Source organism: Nonomuraea phyllanthi (assembly GCF_006334985.2).
In the GTDB taxonomy this organism is placed as follows: domain Bacteria; phylum Actinomycetota; class Actinomycetes; order Streptosporangiales; family Streptosporangiaceae; genus Nonomuraea; species Nonomuraea phyllanthi.
This window is the reverse complement of sequence record NZ_VDLX02000011.1, coordinates 120796-135605: the sequence shown is the minus strand read 5'-3', so window position 1 is coordinate 135605 and position 14810 is coordinate 120796. Positions and strand designations below refer to the sequence as shown.

Below are 14810 nucleotides of genomic sequence, written 5' to 3'. Positions count from 1 at the left end.
ATGCATCACCTACTTGCCCGCCTGTCGAAAGGGTTGAAAGCACATGTCGAAAGTGGCACTCATCACCGGGGCGAGCAGCGGGATCGGGCACGCCACCGCGCTACGACTGGCCCGTGACGGGCACCATGTCGTCCTGGGCGCCCGCCGTACGGATCGCCTCGCCGCGCTGGCCGGGATGGTCAGGGACGCGGGCGGCACCGCCGACACGCACCACCTCGACGTCACCGACGCCAAGAACGTCGCCGACTTCGTCGACACCGCCGTGGACCGTCACGGCCGGATCGACGTGCTCGTCAACAACGCCGGGATCGGCCCCCTGTCCCGGCTGGACTCGTTACTCACCGGCGAGTGGAACCAGATGATCGACGTCAACATCCGCGGCCTGCTGAACGGCATCGCCGCCGCCCTGCCCCACTTCCAGCGACTCGGTTCCGGCCACTTCGTCACCGTCGCCTCCGTGGGAGCCCACGAGGTGATGCCCACGAGCGCCGTCTACTCCGGCACGAAGTACGCCGCCTGGGCCATCACCGAGGGCCTGCGCGTCGAGCTCGACCCGAGCATCCGGGTCACCACGATCTCCCCCGGCATCGTCGAGTCCGAGATCGCCGGCTCGATCACCGATCCGGACACCAAGGAGCTCATCCGCTCCTTCCGGGAGAAACTCATCCCCGCCGACGCGATCGCGGCCGCCATCTCCTACGCCATCGGGCAGCCATCCGATGTGGACGTCAACGAGATCGTCATCCGCCCGGCCACTCAGCGATAGTCAACCTTTGAGGAGCTCACCCATCATGACAACCCCACTGGGGCTCGGCCTGCCGCAGACCCGCCAGTACTCCGTCGGGGAGGTGCCCGGCGTGGCACGCGCCGCCGAGCGGATCGGATACCAGAGCCTGTGGTCCTACGAACGCGCCCTCTTCCCCGAGCCCGCCACCCAGGGCATGTTCGGCGTTCCCGGCCTGCCCTGGCACGACTTCTATCGTTCCGTGGCCGAGCCGCTGGTCACGCTGTCCCTGGCGGCGGCGGTCACCGAACGGGTCAGGCTGGGCACGTCCGTGCTGGTGGCGCCCCTGCACGTGCCGTTCCAGCTCGCCAAGTCCCTCGCCACGCTGGACGCGGCGAGCGGCGGCCGGGTGGTCGCGGGCTTCGGCTCGGGCTGGTCGCTCGACGAGTACGCGGCGGCGGGCGTGCGGCCCTTCGAGGAACGCGGCAGGACACTGGACGAGGTGATCGAGGTCTGCCGGGCGGTGTGGGGGCCCGACCCGGTGACCTACGACGGCGAGATCACCCGGATCGCGCCGGCCGTGGTGGGCCCCAAGCCCGTCCGGCCGATTCCGATCCTGCTGGCCGCGAGCACCAAGCAGGCCCAGCGCCGTCTTGTCGACCACGCCGACGGCTGGCTGCCCCTGGCCATGGGCGCCGAGACGACCGCCGCCCAGTGGCGCGAGCTGCGGGACCTGGCGGCCGAACGCGGGCGCACCAGGCCGATCCAGACGGTGCTGCGGGCGAACGCCGTCTACACCCCCAAGCCGTACGAGGGCCAGGACCGTGCCCCCTTCCAGGGCGACGCCGATCAGATCGTCGAAGACCTCGCCGCACACGCCGGGATCGGCTTCGAGGAGATCCTCATCGACCTCCAGGTGGGCCCGCGCGACGCCCGGGAGTTCACGGACGTCGCCGCCGAGGTGTATGAGAAGGCGCGGGCGGCCGGCCTCTGAGGCAGGGCTTCTTCGGCTGAAAAAATACCTGTCTGCGCAGACATATTGCCCTCGGGCGCCCCGTTCGGCCCAGGTACGCCGCGCGCACCCGCGGGTCGGCGAGCAGTTCCCCGCCGGACCAGGACAACGCGGTGCGGCCGAGGTCGAGGACATAGCCGTGGTCGGCCAGGGTGGCCGTTGTAGCGCGCAAGCGGACCTTCACCTACAGGCGACGCCCTGGACGGCCCGGCACCCGCCGGCATGTCAAGGCACTGATCGTGCGGATGGCGCGGGAGAACCCGGCCTCGGCGGGAGGAGCGCTGAGATCGAGACAGTTACCGCTCCCGGACTGCGTAGGTCAGGTGGGTCGCCCGCCGTGTCGGCTCCGCGCGGACCGGCTCCAGGGCCACGCGGCCCGCGTCCACGCCCTCGAACAGGCGGACCCCGGAGCCGAACAGCACGGGCGAGAGCGCGATCGAGAATTCGTCGATCAGGCCGGCGTTCACGTACTCCAGGATCGTCGCGCCGCCGCCCGCGATGCGGACGTCTCGGTCGCCGGCGACCTCGCGGGCCTGGTCGAGCGCGGTCTCGATACCGTCGTTCACGAAGTGGAACGTGGTCCCGCCCGGCCGCTCCCAGGGGTCACGCTTCTCGTGCGTCACGACGAAGACCGGCGTGTGGAACGGCGCCTCCTCCGGCCACATCTGCTCGCCGGCGTCGAACATGCGCCTGCCCATCACGCTCGCGCCGGTGCGCTCGAACGTCTCCCGGACGATGTCGTTGTCGCGCCCTTCCTCGCCGCCCCCGCCGAGCTTCAGGTTCTCCCGGAAGAACCGCTGCGGGAATATCCACTGCTGCAGCTCCATCCACTGCCGCCCCATCAGATCCCCGGCGGACTCGGGTGCGATGAAACCGTCCAGCGACATCGACACGCTGAAGAACACCTTCCCGGCCATCAGCCCTCAGCTCCCTTCCGAACGATCTCGGTGACGTAGGCGGCCAGGTTGCTCAGGGTCTGCCGGCCGCCCTCGACCGCGTGGTATTTCTCGACCGCTTCGTCGCGCAGTTCCTTGGTGGGGAACACCGTGCGCATCTCGATCCGGGTCGCCGCCCCGTCGGGCGCGAACGTGAGGACCGACTCGAAGGAGTTCGGGTCGCCGCGGTGTTCGCCGTGCAGCAGCGCGATCCGCTCCGGCGGGGCGATCTCGGTCCAGGTGATCCACTCCTGGTAGTCCGTCCTGTCCGGCCCGTGCATCACGAAGTCCCACTCCCCGCCGACGTGGAACTCGAAGGACCGCGTGGTGGTGGTGAACCCCTCCGGTCCCCACCATCGCGACAGGTGCCGGACTTCGGTGAACGCCTCGAACACCAGCTCCCGTGGGGCGTCGATGACCCGGGAGATCACAATCTCGCGGTCGGCCGTCGCGGACTGCGCTGGCGCCCCTCGTCCCGTCTCGCTCATCAGTTACCGCCTTCCTGCCTTGCCTGCTTGAGGTCCTGCACGTACGCGTCCAGCCGGTCGAAGCTCTCGTTCCAGAACCGCTCGAACCCGCCGGTCCACTCGTGGATGGGTCGCAGCCCGCGGGCGTCAAGGCCGTACAGGCGCTGCTTGCCTGCCTTGCGGTCCCGCACCAGCCCGACCTCCCGGAGCACCCGCAGGTGTTTGGACGCCCGCGGCTGGGTCATCCCCAGCTCCTGGGCCAACTCGGTCACCGGCCGCTCACCCGCCCGCAGCAGCACCAGGATCTCCCGGCGCTGCGGCTCGGCGATCGCGTTGAAGACGTCCGACGTCGTCGCTGCTCGTGCCATGGGCAGCCATCATATGCCGATATAGGCATGCGTCAAGCCGGAGGAATCAGGCGGGTGAGCCGCGGGACCGTCCCGCACGACGTGACGTACCGATGCCCCCGGCGACGCCGTGACGGGCGGAACCGGCCTTGGGCACGGGGACAGGGACGCGCTAGGCGGTGCGTTCACGGCGGGCGGTTGTCGCCAGAGCGGTGATGAGGGCGTGGAGGAGGCCGCCGCACAAAAGGGAGTCGATCGACGGGATGTGGGTGAGGGAGAACGTGCCGTACGCGGTGAGGTAGCCGACCACGGACCCGCCCGCCCACGCCACGAAGGTGGGCAGCCTGACCGCGACACCGTACGACAGGGCGCCGGTGTCGTAGCCGTTACGCCGGTAGAGGACGAAGCCGGCGATGACGATGCCTGCCACCGGCGGCGCCGCGATCCCGAAGGCGAGCACGCCGCCGGTCAGTGCCTGCCCGCGGCCCCTGGCGAAGCTGCCGAAGTCGGCGGAGGTCACGGCGAGCACCGTACCGGTGCCGACCACCGACGAGACGGCGACGCCCCAGTGCGGGCGACACTGCGGGACAGGATGCTTGACGCTTCACAGACCCCGACACCTCGGAGTCTCCACGTCCTGTGACCGCCCGTCCGGCGGCAGTGGTGTACCGGTGGAGCTGGTTTCTGGCGGCGTTGGTGTCGGCGTTGCCGATCCATCCGCACGCCGGGTTCCTGCACACGAACCGGGCCTGTGTCTCGCGCGAGCCCGGCACGGTGATGTGGCAGGCACTGCCGGGCCGTGTGGTGGGACCGTGGCCACCAGAGCGCCCCGGCCGGTGGCCTTGTAGGTCAGGAGATCCACCGTGCGGCCCCACGCCTCCCCCGCGATGGCCCGGTTCAGGCTCCGCTTCTGGGCGACGCGCCGGCCGGGGTGGCGGCCGGTGCAGTCACGGCCGGACCGAGTCGTCTCCTGCCCAGCGGCCGCTCAGGACACGGGCGCGATCTCGCCGCCGATGCCCGTCTCGTTGCCGTCAGCATCGTGAAAGACCCACTTGCACACGTTCCCGTGCTCCTCCATGTCCACCGGACGCAGCCCGCGCTCCCCGATCCGCTCCACCTCCGCCGCGGGGTCGTCCACCCAGATCATGCCCACCCCGCCGCCGGCACGAGCGGCATCCTCGATGACATAGACGTACCGGTCCTCGGCCAGCTGCCACACCGCTTCGATGTCGTTGGGGTAAAACGCCGGCTCCTTGCCGAGCAGTTTGGTGTACCACTCCACGGCGCTCTTGCAGTCGCGGACAGGAATGCCCGCGAATATCCCGACTGCCATAACCGGCTTCCTCTCTCTCCGGGACTGCGGAAGGTCCCGCTTCCCGGAAGACAGACTTGGCGCGTCCGCAAAAGTCATCGCGGATCGCGCCGAGCGCACAACTTTCCTACGCCGCCGAGCCGGCCGCCGCCTGCCACGGCGAAGAGACCGGTGCGGACGGCCGGCCCGGCGAACGAACGACGATTGCACGGTATCTCCGACGGTTCAGCCCATCACCGCCGACCTTTCGTTCTGCGGAGACCTTGTCAGAGCCTGCTGACGAAGGCTTCAGAGGGTACCTTCGATCCGCGAGATCGTGATGTGGCCGGGCTACGGTCGGTTGATCACGACCGATCTGTTCGGAACCGCTACCGTCCCCGCCCTCGATCTTGAATCGGCGATGCCGTCCCCACCGCCTCACCAGGCACCGCCACCGCCTCCTCCCGTGCTGCTCCCGCCGCCACCGTAGTATCCGCTGGAGGAGCCGCTGCCCGAGTAGCCGCCGTACGAATGCGCCCCGCGACCCGGAGAGCGGGCGGCACGACGGCGGCTCAGCAGATGGGAGATGAGCCCGCACACGATCAAGAGCAGCATGCTCCCTGCTATCACGCCGATCGTCGCCAGGACCACGGGGTCGTCGTAGCTGGTGCGCATCCGGTCCAGGCGCGCGCTGCCGCTGCCGCCGGCCACATCGGCCCCGGCGGGATCCGCGTCGATCAGGCCGCGAGGGAAGGCCAGTTCGACGGTGCGGGCCTGACCAGGCGCGATGCGGCGTTCGGTCAGGGTGGCCGTGCGGGTTGCCGCGTTCACGGTGAGCGCGGGGTCTTCGGCGCTTTCCAGCACGCCCGCGCCGGGGTCGCGGTCGCGCGGCAACCGGATCTCGACCCGGAGCAGGTCAAGCTGCTCCGGCCAGTTCTCGCCCCAGACCGGCAGGCTGAGGAACGCCTGGTCGTCGTGGGCGGTGACGGCTCCACGCAGGGTGTAGCGGATGGTGAAGGTGTTCGTGGAGCCGGGAGCGGCGGAGAAGTACCAGGCCACGCGCTGCCGATCGTCGTCGCAGCAGGCGGTGCCGTACGTGCCGGCCGGACGGTTCACGCCTACGGCGGCGTCGGGACCGAGCCGGTAGGCGGTGTCCCCCTCGCTGACCGAGACGTTCTCGACGTGCACCCGCGAGTCAAGAGGGATGTCGAGATAGGCGCCGTGCGCCGGCCCATGCCAGGCGAAGGTGTGTTTCTCGGTGACCGCGACCCGGCCGTCCGTCGCGACCTCCGCCAGAACCGCGGTCTCGGTGAGGCTGTACAGCGGATCGCCGGCGGCCGGCATCCGCTCGGGCGTGGTGCCGGCAAAGGGCAGCACGCTGAGTACGGAAATGAGCGCGATTAATTTCCCCATCGTCCGCCCTCGGCGGTCAGGTGCGTCAGTGGTGCCTTTTCGAGCGTACGCGACACGTCCGGGATGCGGCGATGTCATTTGCCCGGGTCGGTTGGTCGGCGCCATGGCCCGATCAGGTCGTCGAAGGTGATGCGGGCGGCGGCCGGGAACAGCAGCCGTCCGAGGGCGCGGTCGCGGGCGGGCCGGCGCATCTCCACGGCGCGCAGGAAGCGTTTCTGCCGCCGGGCGTCCAGCGCCTGGGGGGCGAGCTTGGGCGGGGTGTCGCGGCGGACCTGGACCGGGTCCGGGCCGCGATGGGTGAAGAAGTGGTCGAGGGCGGCCAGGTGCGCATGGACGGCGTTGGCCTTCCGCTTGGCGACCGTCTTCAGGTGCGTCTTGTAGTCGCGCACGGCGAGGTCGCGGCCGTACGGGTCACTCAGCGGGTCGGCACTGTCCAGCTCCGCGGTGTCCAGCCAGGCCAGAAGGGCGCGGACCCGGGAGGCGTAGGCGGGACGGGTGTCGTCAACAGTGGCGCCGCACGGGCCGAGAAGCCGGGCAGGTTGAAGCGTGCCTTGACGATCTCGCTCAGGAACAGCACCTGGATATCGGTCCCCGTCGCAAGCACCGCATGGCCATCAAGCACAACCCGGACTTCGAAGCCGCCCTGGCTGCCTACCGCAGCGAGGCGCCCACGTGATTTCGGCGCACCACGGTGTGATCGATGAGACGGGACGCAAAGATATGCAGAAAGGCAGACGCGTGGACGGGGCGGCCACGGCGATCCTTCCGGCATGAACATCGTTGCCTCACTCGTCATCGGCGCGGTCACCGCCGTTGCCCCGGCCACGACGACCACGCCGCTGTCATGGCAGGATTGCGGAGACGGTCTGCAGTGCGCACAGATCAAGGTGCCGGCCGACTGGGCCCGCCGATCAGGGCAGAAGGTGACGATCGGTCTCGCGAAGCTGCCCGCCCAGGACCAGGCCGCCAAGAAGGGCGTGCTGCTGGTCAACACCGGCGGGCCTGGCGAGCAGATCGCGCTTCTCCGTCAGGCGAAGGAGTCCTTCGCAGATCTGACCAAATGGTTCGACGTGATGATTTTCGACCCGCGGGGGTTCGGCAAGTCCAGCGTGATCAACTGCCCTGTCCCCGCACCGTTCGCCACTGAGTGGGTATTTCCGAACAAAGACGCATACGACGCGTACGCTGCGAAGAACCGTGCGTTTGGGGAAGCATGCGCCAAAGAGGCCGGACCGCTGTCGGGAAGCCTCAACTCCTGGCAGATCGCGCACGACATGGAGGCGATCAGAAAGGCCCTGGGACAGGCAAAACTGACCTATCTCGGCAACTCCCACGGCACCGTGCTCGCGCAGGCCTACGCCGAGCTGTTCCCGCGCAAGGTCGGCCGGATGTACCTCGACAGCGTCTTCGACCACACCACCCCCGACCTGCGCACGTGGCTCCAGCCACGGGCCAGGGCTCTGGAGGCCAGCTTCAAGCGCTTCGCCGCCTGGTGCCGGAGCACCGCCACCTGCGCGCTGCACGACCAGGATCCGGTGGCCGTCTGGGACGAGGTGATGGCCAAGGCCCGCCGCGAGCCCATCCCCGCCCCCGATGCCGGCCCGGACGTACGCATCAGCGACACCCAGATCGCCTCCCGCGCCGGCTTCACCTACGAGGCCACCTGGGAGCGCCTGGCCGCCGGGCTCGCGCGGGCACGGGCCGGCGACGCCTCGTTCTTCGCCGACGTTCAAGGGGCTCCGGACCCCGACCTGTCACGCGTCATCCTCTGCGCGGATCTGCCCTACCCCGGCTACGCGAAGGTCAAGCAGCTGGAGGGCGTCCTGCGTCGCGATACGCCCCACATCGGGTGGCGGGCCGTGTGGCCGATGGCCAACCACTGCGCCGGCCTCCCCGCAACCAGGACGTACGCGCCTCACCCCATCAAGGCGCCGGGCCTGCCGCCCGTGCTCATCGCGGGCGGCGAGTACGACGACAACACCCCGACCGCGGACGGCCGCCGGCTGGCCGCCCAGCTTCCCGGGGCCCGATTCCTACCGGCCATCGGCGGGCATGCGCTGTACCTCTCCGGCCACCCGTGCGTCCGCGAGCACGTGCACCGCTACCTGACCACGGGCCGGATGCCACCGCGCGGCGCCTCCTGCGGACCGGCGAAGTAGCGTTGCCGCTGTGTACGCCAGAGAGGGACTCTTCGTGCTCGCGGCCACGGCCGCGCTCACCGCATTCGCCATCATCGACGGCGAGCCGACGGGGCCTGGGCTGCCCCTCCTGGCTGGTGCCAGCCTCGCCGCAGCCCTGCCCCTGACGCTGCGTGCCCGGTTCCCGCTGACAGGAGCGCTGCTGTCAGCGCCGATGGCCCTGCTCGGGCTGGCGGTCCCAGGCTGGCAGGGCCGGTTGGTGACCATGGTCATGTTCGGCGCGGCGGCCTTCCGCCTGCCGCGCCGTGCCTGGCTGGTGCTGAGCCTGTCCATCGTCTGGACCACCGGTTACGGCCTGCTCATCCCGCGCTCCCAGGCAGGGCTCTCCGTGGTCACCGACCTGGTCATCATGGGTGTCGCTCCGGTCGCGATCGGTCTCGCCCTGCACCTGTACGGCGAGCGGGCCGCGCAGGCGGCACGCCTCGACCACGCCGAGGCCGGCCGCGCGATGGCCGAGGAACGTGCCGCGCTCGCCCGCGACGTCCACGACAGCGTCGGCCACCACCTCACCGCCATCCGCATGCAGGCCACCGCCACCCGCCGAGCGCTGCGTGGCGAGGTGCTGACCGCCGACAAGGCGCTGGGCACCATCGCCGAGCTGTCCGCAACCGCGTTGAACGAGGTGCGCGCCCTTCTCGACTCCCTTCGCGAGGCACCCATCGAGCCGGACGTGGAAGAGATCGAGAACCTGGCCGAGCGGCTCTCCACCCCACGGATGCCGATCTCGGTCCACCGCGCCGGCCCCGGCACCACGCTGCCGCCCGCTGTCGGCCATACGGTCTACCGCGTCGTACAAGAAGCGCTCACCAACGCCGCCCGCCATTCCGGAGCCGGCCGCGTGGATGTGTACGTCCTGTACGACCCGGCCGCTGTGACGGTCTCGATCACCGACGATGGCCACGGCCGTGCCGGAGCGGAGGGCCGGGGCATCAGAGGCATGCGCGAACGCGTGGACCAACAGGGCGGCACGTTCGTGGCAGGGCCGGGGCAGGATCACGGCTGGCGGGTGGAGGCCGTCGTGCCGATCAGGCCAGCCGGTTCAAGGAGGGCGGCGTGACGATTCGCGTGGTCATCGCCGACGATCAGCCGGCCGTACGTGACGCATTGCGTGTGACACTGGACGGCGAACCCGACATCGAGGTGGTCGGTGAGGCGGCCGACGGAGCCGAGGCCGTACACCAGGCGCTGTGGCGGCGCCCCGACGTGGTGGTGCTGGACCTGCGCATGCCATACGTCGACGGCATCTCCGCGATCCGGCAACTGGCCGGCATGGACGCTCCGCCCGGGATGCTGGCGCTGACGACGTTCGACACCGATGAGTACCTCTTCGGGGCACTCCAGTCGGGGGCTTCGGGGTTCCTGCTCAAGGACAGCGACCCTGAACTGCTCCTGGAGGCGGTGCGAGCGCTGCACCGCGGGCATGGGCTGGTGGACCCCCAGGTCACCACCCGGTTGATCCACCGCTTCGCGAGCCTGTCGCCCGCGTCCCCCGCCGAGGCGCAACAGCGGCTCACCGCTCGTGAGCTCGAGGTGCTCCGGCACCTGGCTCACGGGCTGAGTAACGCACAGATGGCCCGAGCCCTGACCATCGAGGAAGGCACGGTCAAGAACCACGTCGCGAGTCTCCTGCGCAAGCTCGGGCTGCCCACGCGGGTGCGCGCCGTCATCTATGCCTACGAGCACGGCCTGGCCCCGCGCCGCTCAGACACCTGACCTTCCAGGACCCTCACATGCCCTTGATCCCTCGGGGGCAAGCCGCCGCCGGCAAGGCCGGCGGATCGCGGGGACGGTCGCCGCGGTTACCGCTACCGCAGGATCGACGGCGGCCGAGAACGCGGCATCGCGGTGCTCAACCGGTCGGTGATGCTGCCCCCGCGCGGCGTCGATCCCGTGATCGCCTCGCACGGACTCATCGCACAGTTCTTGACGGCACCCCATGACGGTCCGCTGGGCCCGAGCGCGCCTTCTGCCTGTCCTGGGCGGCGGGCGTGTTCCGGCCGGACACCTCCGGCGTCGCCGACATCACCCAGATCAACACCCACGTCTGCCGGTCGTGGTCGCAGGACGTTCTTGCCATCGGCGCCCTCGACGCCGACGTCACCAGCGTCGAGGCCGCGCGTCCCCGTCTGGGGCCGCTTTCGCACGCTCCAGTCGATCGGCAAGAACGCCCGCGAAAATCCCGACTGCCATGACCGGTCGTACCACCTCTCACGGGCTTCGGGAGCCACCGCTCTCCGAAGGACCGACTCCGCGCCGGCGCAACTCATCGCGGATCGCTGAAACTCTCAGCGGCCTGGTCTGCCGCCAGGGCGGAAACATCAGCTTGATCGCCTGCCGGCCGTCGCCGAGGCTGACGTCGAGGATGCTGACGAGTCCCGCGGTCGGCACGGATTCGGCCAGCTCATCGGGGTCGATCTGCCCGTCATGGCCGGTGTCGGGAGTGATGAGCCAGATCCTGCCGAAGTCGGCGAGGTTGCCCATCGCGTCCATGAGAGCGTCGACCAGGTCGTCGGCGTCGCCGTCCTCCGCGCGCCAGCACAACAACACGACGTCGACGATCTCGTCAGCGCTCTCGTCCAGCAACTCCCCGCCGCATCGTCGTTCGAGCGCGGCCCGGACGCCGCCGAGGAAGTCGGCGTCACCCGGACGGCTCCAGTTCCTCGTCTGGACGACCATCCAGGGCTCGACGCCGAGCACGTCGGCGATGCCGTCCTCCACTGCCTCATCAGACACCGCCACCAACCCCTCCCGTGCCGCTCCCGCCTCTGCCGTAGTACCCGCTGTCTGAGTAGCCGCCGTACGAGTAGGCTCCGCGGCCCTGGGAGCGGGTGGCGCGACGGCGGTCGAGCAGTTGGCTGACCAGCATGATCAGGAAGCCGCCGCCGGACGCCAGGTCGGCCCCGGCGCGGTCCGCATCGGGCAGGCCGCGCTGAAAGGCCACTGCGGCGGTGCGGGCCTGGCCGAGGGCGATACGGCGTCCGGTCAGGGTGGCCGCGTCCACGGTGAGCGCGGGGCCATCGGCACTCTCCAGGTCACCCGCGCCGGGGCCGCGGTCGCGCGGCAGCCGGATCTCGACCCGGAGCAGGTCGAACCGCTGCGGCCAGTTCCCGCCCCAGACCGCCAGGCTGAGGAACGCCTGGCCATCGTAGACGGTGACGGCTCCGCGCAGGGTGTAGTGGATGGTGCGGGTGGAACCGGGTGCGGCCGAGAAGTCCCAGGCCGCGCGCTGCTGACCGTTTTCACAGCAGGCGCTGCTGCAGGCGAGCCGGTTCACCCCTATGACGGTGTCAGGACCGCGTCGGTAGGCGGTGTCGCCCTCGCTGACCGAGACGTCCTCGACGCGTGTCTCCGGGCCTGCGGGGATTTCGAGGTAGGCGCCGTGGCCCGGCCCCTGCCAGGTGAAGGTGTGCTTCTCTGTGACCGTGACCCGGCCGTCCGCCGCGACCTCCGCCGGCACGGTCGTCTCGGGCAGGGTGTGAAGCGAATCACCGATCGCCGGGGTGACGGCGGAAGGCGGCATGCAGGGTACGGAAATGTGCGCGAATAACTTCCCCATCATCCCCCTCCACGGTCAGGCGCGTTGTTTCGAGCGTACGTCACATGTCCGCGTCCGACCCCGGACACGAACCGGTAGCCCAGCTCAACTGCCTTGATCGGATCGGCCCGGTACGATCGGCGGATGATCCGCCCAGCCTGACCTTGACAGGCTCCCGGCCATGAACGCGAATTCTCCGGGGCGGTGGACCGGCAGCGGGCCCGAGTACGAGGTTCAGGCCCAGCGACCTTCCTGACGCGAAGATCGTGCCGATCGGTCCTCAGGCCCCGTAGCCGCCCATGACCGGGCACAAGGCGGTCGTCAAGGCTTGGCTGCGGCGGCAGCGGAGGAGGTGGCGGCACGGCGCCAGGCGGTCTGGCGTAGCAGGCGCAGGCCGTTGAGGCCGACGATGACGGTGGAACCCTCGTGTCCGGCCACGCCGAGCGGCAGCGGGAGGTCGCCGAGCAGGTCCCATGCCACCAGGACGGCGATGAACGTGGCGGCGATGACGAGGTTGGCCATCACCAGGCGGCGGGCACGCCGGGCCAGCGCGATCACGGCGGGCACGGCGGCCAGCTCGTCCCGGGTGATGACCGCGTCGGCGGTGTCCAGGGCAAGATCGGATCCGGCGCGGCCCATCGCGATGCCGACATGAGATGCGGCCAGGGCGGGGGCGTCGTTGACGCCGTCACCCACCAGCGCCACCCGCGCACCGTGCTCCTGCAGCTCGCACACCGCCGTCACCTTCTGCTCGGGCAGCAAGCCGGCCCGCACGTCGTCGGCACGCAGGCCGACCGCGGCGGCCACCCGGCCGGCGGCCCTCGCGTTGTCGCCGGACAGCAACACCGGTGGGGTCTCGGTGACCGCACCGGCGTGTGCGACAGCCGCGACCGCACCGGGGCGCACGCGGTCGGCCAGGCCGAGCACCGCGACGGGAACGCCGTCCAACCGCATGACCACCGCGCTGTGTCCCGCCTCTTCCAGCTCGGCCACCGCGGCCCCGTACCCCCCATCACCCGCCGCCATGGCGGCCTTCGCACTCCCATGACGATGCGCATCGTCGTCGTCCTGCCGGCGCCGTTCGCGCCCGCCGTCGACCTGTGGCGGAGATGTGGCGGGACGGCCGACCTCGATCAGCCGTCCACCGACGCGGGCGCGCACGCCGGAGCCGGGTACGGCCTCGAACGTCTCCGCACCACTCCAGGTCAGCCCTTTGTCCCGGGCCGCCCGGACGACGGCGCGTCCGAGCGGGTGCTCGGAGCCTTCCTCGGCCGCGGCCACCAGCGCGAGCAGCGCGTCGGCGTCCTGGCCGGCGGCGGGCAGGGGGCGCAGCTCGGCAAGGTACGGTCGTCCTTCGGTGAGGGTGCCGGTCTTGTCGAAGGCGACCTGGGTGGCGGTGGCCAGGTGCTCCATCACCACGGCGGACTTGACCAGCACGCCGTTGCGGCCGGCGGTGGCGATGGCGGCCAGCAGCGGCGGCATGGTGGCCAGCACCACGGCGCACGGCGAGGCCACGATCATGAACGTCATCGCCCGCAGCAGGGCCTCTTGCAGGGGCACACCCCAGGCCAGTGGCACCGCGAAGATGGCCAGGGTCGCCACGACCATGGCGACGGAGTAGCGCTGCTCGACCTTCTCGATGAACAGCTGGGTACGCGCCTTGGTGGCACCGGCCTGCTCGACCATGGCCACGATCCGGGCGATCACGGTGTCGGCGGCGGGCCGGGTCACGCGGACGCGGAGCGCCCCGACACCGTTGAGGGTGCCGGCGAACACTTCGTCCCCCGGCCGTTTGTCCACGGGCAGGCTCTCGCCCGTGATGGTGGCCTGGTCGACATCACTGGCACCGGCCACGATCTGGCCGTCGGCGCCGATGCGTTCCGCGGGCCGGACCAGGATGACGTCGCCCACCTCCAGGGCGGCGGTGTCGACGTTCTCCTCCTCACCTGTCTCGCTGAGCCGGGTGGCCTGCTCCGGGGCCAGGTCGAGCAGGTCACGGACGGAGTCCTCGGTGCGTTTGGTGGCCACGGCCTCCAGCGCGCCGGAGGTGGCGAAGATGATGATGAGCAACGCGCCGTCGAAGACCTGGCCGATCGCGGCGGCGCCGATGGCCGCGACCACCATGAGCAGATCGACGTCCAGTGTCCGCTCACGCAGCGCCCGCAATCCGGCCAGCCCGGGTTCCCAGCCGCCGGCGGCGTAACAGGCCAAATACAGGGTCCACCACAGCCATGGCGGAGCCCCTGCCAGCTGGGCGATGCCGCCGACGGCGAACAGCGCGGTGGCCGCCACCGCCCAGCGGACCTCGAGGAGGGATCCGGCTCCGTTCTGCCACCAGAGCGCGATCTTCGACGGCGGGGCGGCCGTGGTCTCGACGCGAGGCGAGGGCCTCAGTTCGGTTGTCACCGTGTCAGCGTATATGCGTATCCATGCAGATATGCAATCAGTTGAGTCTGGAGGTAGGCTGGCGGCATGCACACCTCGCTGCCCGACTTCGACATGCCCAACGAGGAGCAGGTGCACCTGGCGGCCGAGTCGTTCCGGCTGCTGTCCGACCCCACCCGCATCAAGATCCTCTGGGCGCTGCTGCAGGGCGAGTCGTCGGTGGCCTGCCTGGCCGAGCTGGCTGACGCCGCTCCCGCCGCCGTCAGCCAGCACCTGGCCAAGCTCCGTCTGGCCGGCCTGGTCAAAGGCCGCCGCGAAGGCACCTTCGTCTACTACAGCGCGGCCGACGAGCACGTACGCCGCCTGCTCGTCGAGGGCCTGTTCCACGCCGACCACGTCGACCGCGGCGAGGACGCGAACCCCGCACGCGCCGTCTCCTGAGTCAGGCACGCCATCCCCGGCTTGCCCTCTTGGCAGTCCGATCACGTGCTGCCCCGCCCGGT

Annotated in this window: 16 protein-coding genes and 1 pseudogene; 7 read left to right on the top strand and 10 right to left on the bottom strand. The window is 70.4% G+C overall.

The window, feature by feature from the left end; all coding sequences use genetic code 11:
• Window positions 1-43: 43 nt before the first annotated feature.
• A complete protein-coding gene (locus FH608_RS28180) occupies window positions 44-766 on the top strand; it encodes an SDR family oxidoreductase (RefSeq protein WP_139633632.1) in 723 nt (240 codons plus the stop codon).
• A 25-nt stretch (window positions 767-791) separates the two neighbouring features.
• Window positions 792-1718 carry an LLM class F420-dependent oxidoreductase gene (locus FH608_RS28175; protein ID WP_139633631.1) on the top strand — a complete coding sequence of 309 codons (927 nt, stop codon included), beginning with the start codon at window positions 792-794 and terminating at the stop codon, window positions 1716-1718.
• Between the two features lie 314 nt (window positions 1719-2032).
• Here the strand turns inward: FH608_RS28175 and FH608_RS28165 are convergent, their stop codons facing one another.
• From FH608_RS28165 to FH608_RS28130, 7 genes are all read right to left on the bottom strand, one after another.
• Window positions 2033-2653 (bottom strand): dihydrofolate reductase family protein, encoded by a 621-nt coding sequence (locus FH608_RS28165; RefSeq protein WP_139633630.1) that lies wholly within the window; start codon window positions 2651-2653, stop codon window positions 2033-2035.
• Window positions 2653-3159, bottom strand: a complete 507-nt coding sequence (locus FH608_RS28160) for an SRPBCC family protein (protein ID WP_139633629.1) — start codon at window positions 3157-3159, stop codon at window positions 2653-2655. The genes FH608_RS28165 and FH608_RS28160 overlap by 1 nt, the downstream gene beginning before the upstream one ends.
• A complete protein-coding gene (locus FH608_RS28155; protein ID WP_139633628.1) occupies window positions 3159-3506 on the bottom strand; it encodes an ArsR/SmtB family transcription factor in 348 nt (115 codons plus the stop codon). The genes FH608_RS28160 and FH608_RS28155 overlap by 1 nt, the downstream gene beginning before the upstream one ends.
• Before the next feature lie 151 nt (window positions 3507-3657).
• Complete coding sequence (locus FH608_RS28150) at window positions 3658-4005, bottom strand: SLC5/6 family protein (protein WP_139633627.1); 348 nt, start codon at window positions 4003-4005, stop codon at window positions 3658-3660.
• A gap of 465 nt (window positions 4006-4470) precedes the next feature.
• Window positions 4471-4818, bottom strand: a complete 348-nt coding sequence (locus FH608_RS28140) for a VOC family protein (RefSeq protein ID WP_139633626.1) — start codon at window positions 4816-4818, stop codon at window positions 4471-4473.
• A 396-nt stretch (window positions 4819-5214) separates the two neighbouring features.
• On the bottom strand, window positions 5215-6153 hold the full coding sequence (locus FH608_RS28135) for a DUF2207 domain-containing protein (protein WP_193318659.1): 939 nt from the start codon (window positions 6151-6153) through the stop codon (window positions 5215-5217).
• 110 nt (window positions 6154-6263) lie between these two features.
• Window positions 6264-6578 carry a hypothetical protein gene (locus tag FH608_RS28130; RefSeq protein WP_139633624.1) on the bottom strand — a complete coding sequence of 105 codons (315 nt, stop codon included), beginning with the start codon at window positions 6576-6578 and terminating at the stop codon, window positions 6264-6266.
• Window positions 6579-6959: 381 nt separating this feature from the next.
• On the opposite strand from FH608_RS28130, the gene FH608_RS28125 reads away from it, so the two are divergent.
• The 4 genes and pseudogenes from FH608_RS28125 to FH608_RS53005 form a co-directional block, all read left to right on the top strand.
• The gene (locus FH608_RS28125; protein WP_139633623.1) at window positions 6960-8348 is read left to right on the top strand and encodes an alpha/beta hydrolase; all 1389 of its coding nucleotides are present in this window, start codon (window positions 6960-6962) and stop codon (window positions 8346-8348) included.
• Window positions 8349-8358: 10 nt separating this feature from the next.
• On the top strand, window positions 8359-9444 hold the full coding sequence (locus FH608_RS28120) for a sensor histidine kinase (protein ID WP_139633622.1): 1086 nt from the start codon (window positions 8359-8361) through the stop codon (window positions 9442-9444).
• The gene (locus FH608_RS28115) at window positions 9441-10100 is read left to right on the top strand and encodes a response regulator (RefSeq protein WP_139633621.1); all 660 of its coding nucleotides are present in this window, start codon (window positions 9441-9443) and stop codon (window positions 10098-10100) included. Before FH608_RS28120 ends, FH608_RS28115 begins: the two co-directional genes overlap by 4 nt.
• A gap of 254 nt (window positions 10101-10354) precedes the next feature.
• Window positions 10355-10579: pseudogene (locus FH608_RS53005) on the top strand (hypothetical protein); the annotation flags it as partial.
• A gap of 16 nt (window positions 10580-10595) precedes the next feature.
• Here FH608_RS53005 and FH608_RS28105 read toward each other — a convergent pair.
• From FH608_RS28105 to FH608_RS28095, 3 genes are all read right to left on the bottom strand, one after another.
• Complete coding sequence (locus FH608_RS28105; protein ID WP_226899982.1) at window positions 10596-11120, bottom strand: DUF3052 family protein; 525 nt, start codon at window positions 11118-11120, stop codon at window positions 10596-10598.
• The gene (locus FH608_RS28100) at window positions 11113-11907 is read right to left on the bottom strand and encodes a DUF2207 domain-containing protein (RefSeq protein WP_193318658.1); all 795 of its coding nucleotides are present in this window, start codon (window positions 11905-11907) and stop codon (window positions 11113-11115) included. The genes FH608_RS28105 and FH608_RS28100 overlap by 8 nt, the downstream gene beginning before the upstream one ends.
• Before the next feature lie 336 nt (window positions 11908-12243).
• On the bottom strand, window positions 12244-14328 hold the full coding sequence (locus FH608_RS28095) for a heavy metal translocating P-type ATPase (protein WP_317135586.1): 2085 nt from the start codon (window positions 14326-14328) through the stop codon (window positions 12244-12246).
• A gap of 66 nt (window positions 14329-14394) precedes the next feature.
• Here FH608_RS28095 and FH608_RS28090 point away from each other — a divergent pair, with 66 nt between their 5' ends.
• Window positions 14395-14748 (top strand): ArsR/SmtB family transcription factor, encoded by a 354-nt coding sequence (locus tag FH608_RS28090; RefSeq protein ID WP_139633617.1) that lies wholly within the window; start codon window positions 14395-14397, stop codon window positions 14746-14748.
• The last annotated feature ends 62 nt before the right edge of the window (window positions 14749-14810 follow it).

Bases quoted from the DNA above. Each gene is read 5' to 3' on its own strand.
- FH608_RS28165 (WP_139633630.1), bottom strand. From the start codon at position 2,653: ATGGCCGGGAAGGTGTTCTTCAGCGTGTCGATGTCGCTGGACGGTTTC.
- FH608_RS28140 (WP_139633626.1), bottom strand. From the start codon at position 4,818: ATGGCAGTCGGGATATTCGCGGGCATTCCTGTCCGCGACTGCAAGAGC.
- FH608_RS28125 (WP_139633623.1), top strand. From the start codon at position 6,960: ATGAACATCGTTGCCTCACTCGTCATCGGCGCGGTCACCGCCGTTGCC.
- FH608_RS28155 (WP_139633628.1), bottom strand. From the start codon at position 3,506: ATGGCACGAGCAGCGACGACGTCGGACGTCTTCAACGCGATCGCCGAG.
- FH608_RS28180 (WP_139633632.1), top strand. From the start codon at position 44: ATGTCGAAAGTGGCACTCATCACCGGGGCGAGCAGCGGGATCGGGCAC.
- FH608_RS28175 (WP_139633631.1), top strand. From the start codon at position 792: ATGACAACCCCACTGGGGCTCGGCCTGCCGCAGACCCGCCAGTACTCC.
- FH608_RS28100 (WP_193318658.1), bottom strand. From the start codon at position 11,907: ATGCCGCCTTCCGCCGTCACCCCGGCGATCGGTGATTCGCTTCACACC.
- FH608_RS28160 (WP_139633629.1), bottom strand. From the start codon at position 3,159: ATGAGCGAGACGGGACGAGGGGCGCCAGCGCAGTCCGCGACGGCCGAC.
- FH608_RS28090 (WP_139633617.1), top strand. From the start codon at position 14,395: ATGCACACCTCGCTGCCCGACTTCGACATGCCCAACGAGGAGCAGGTG.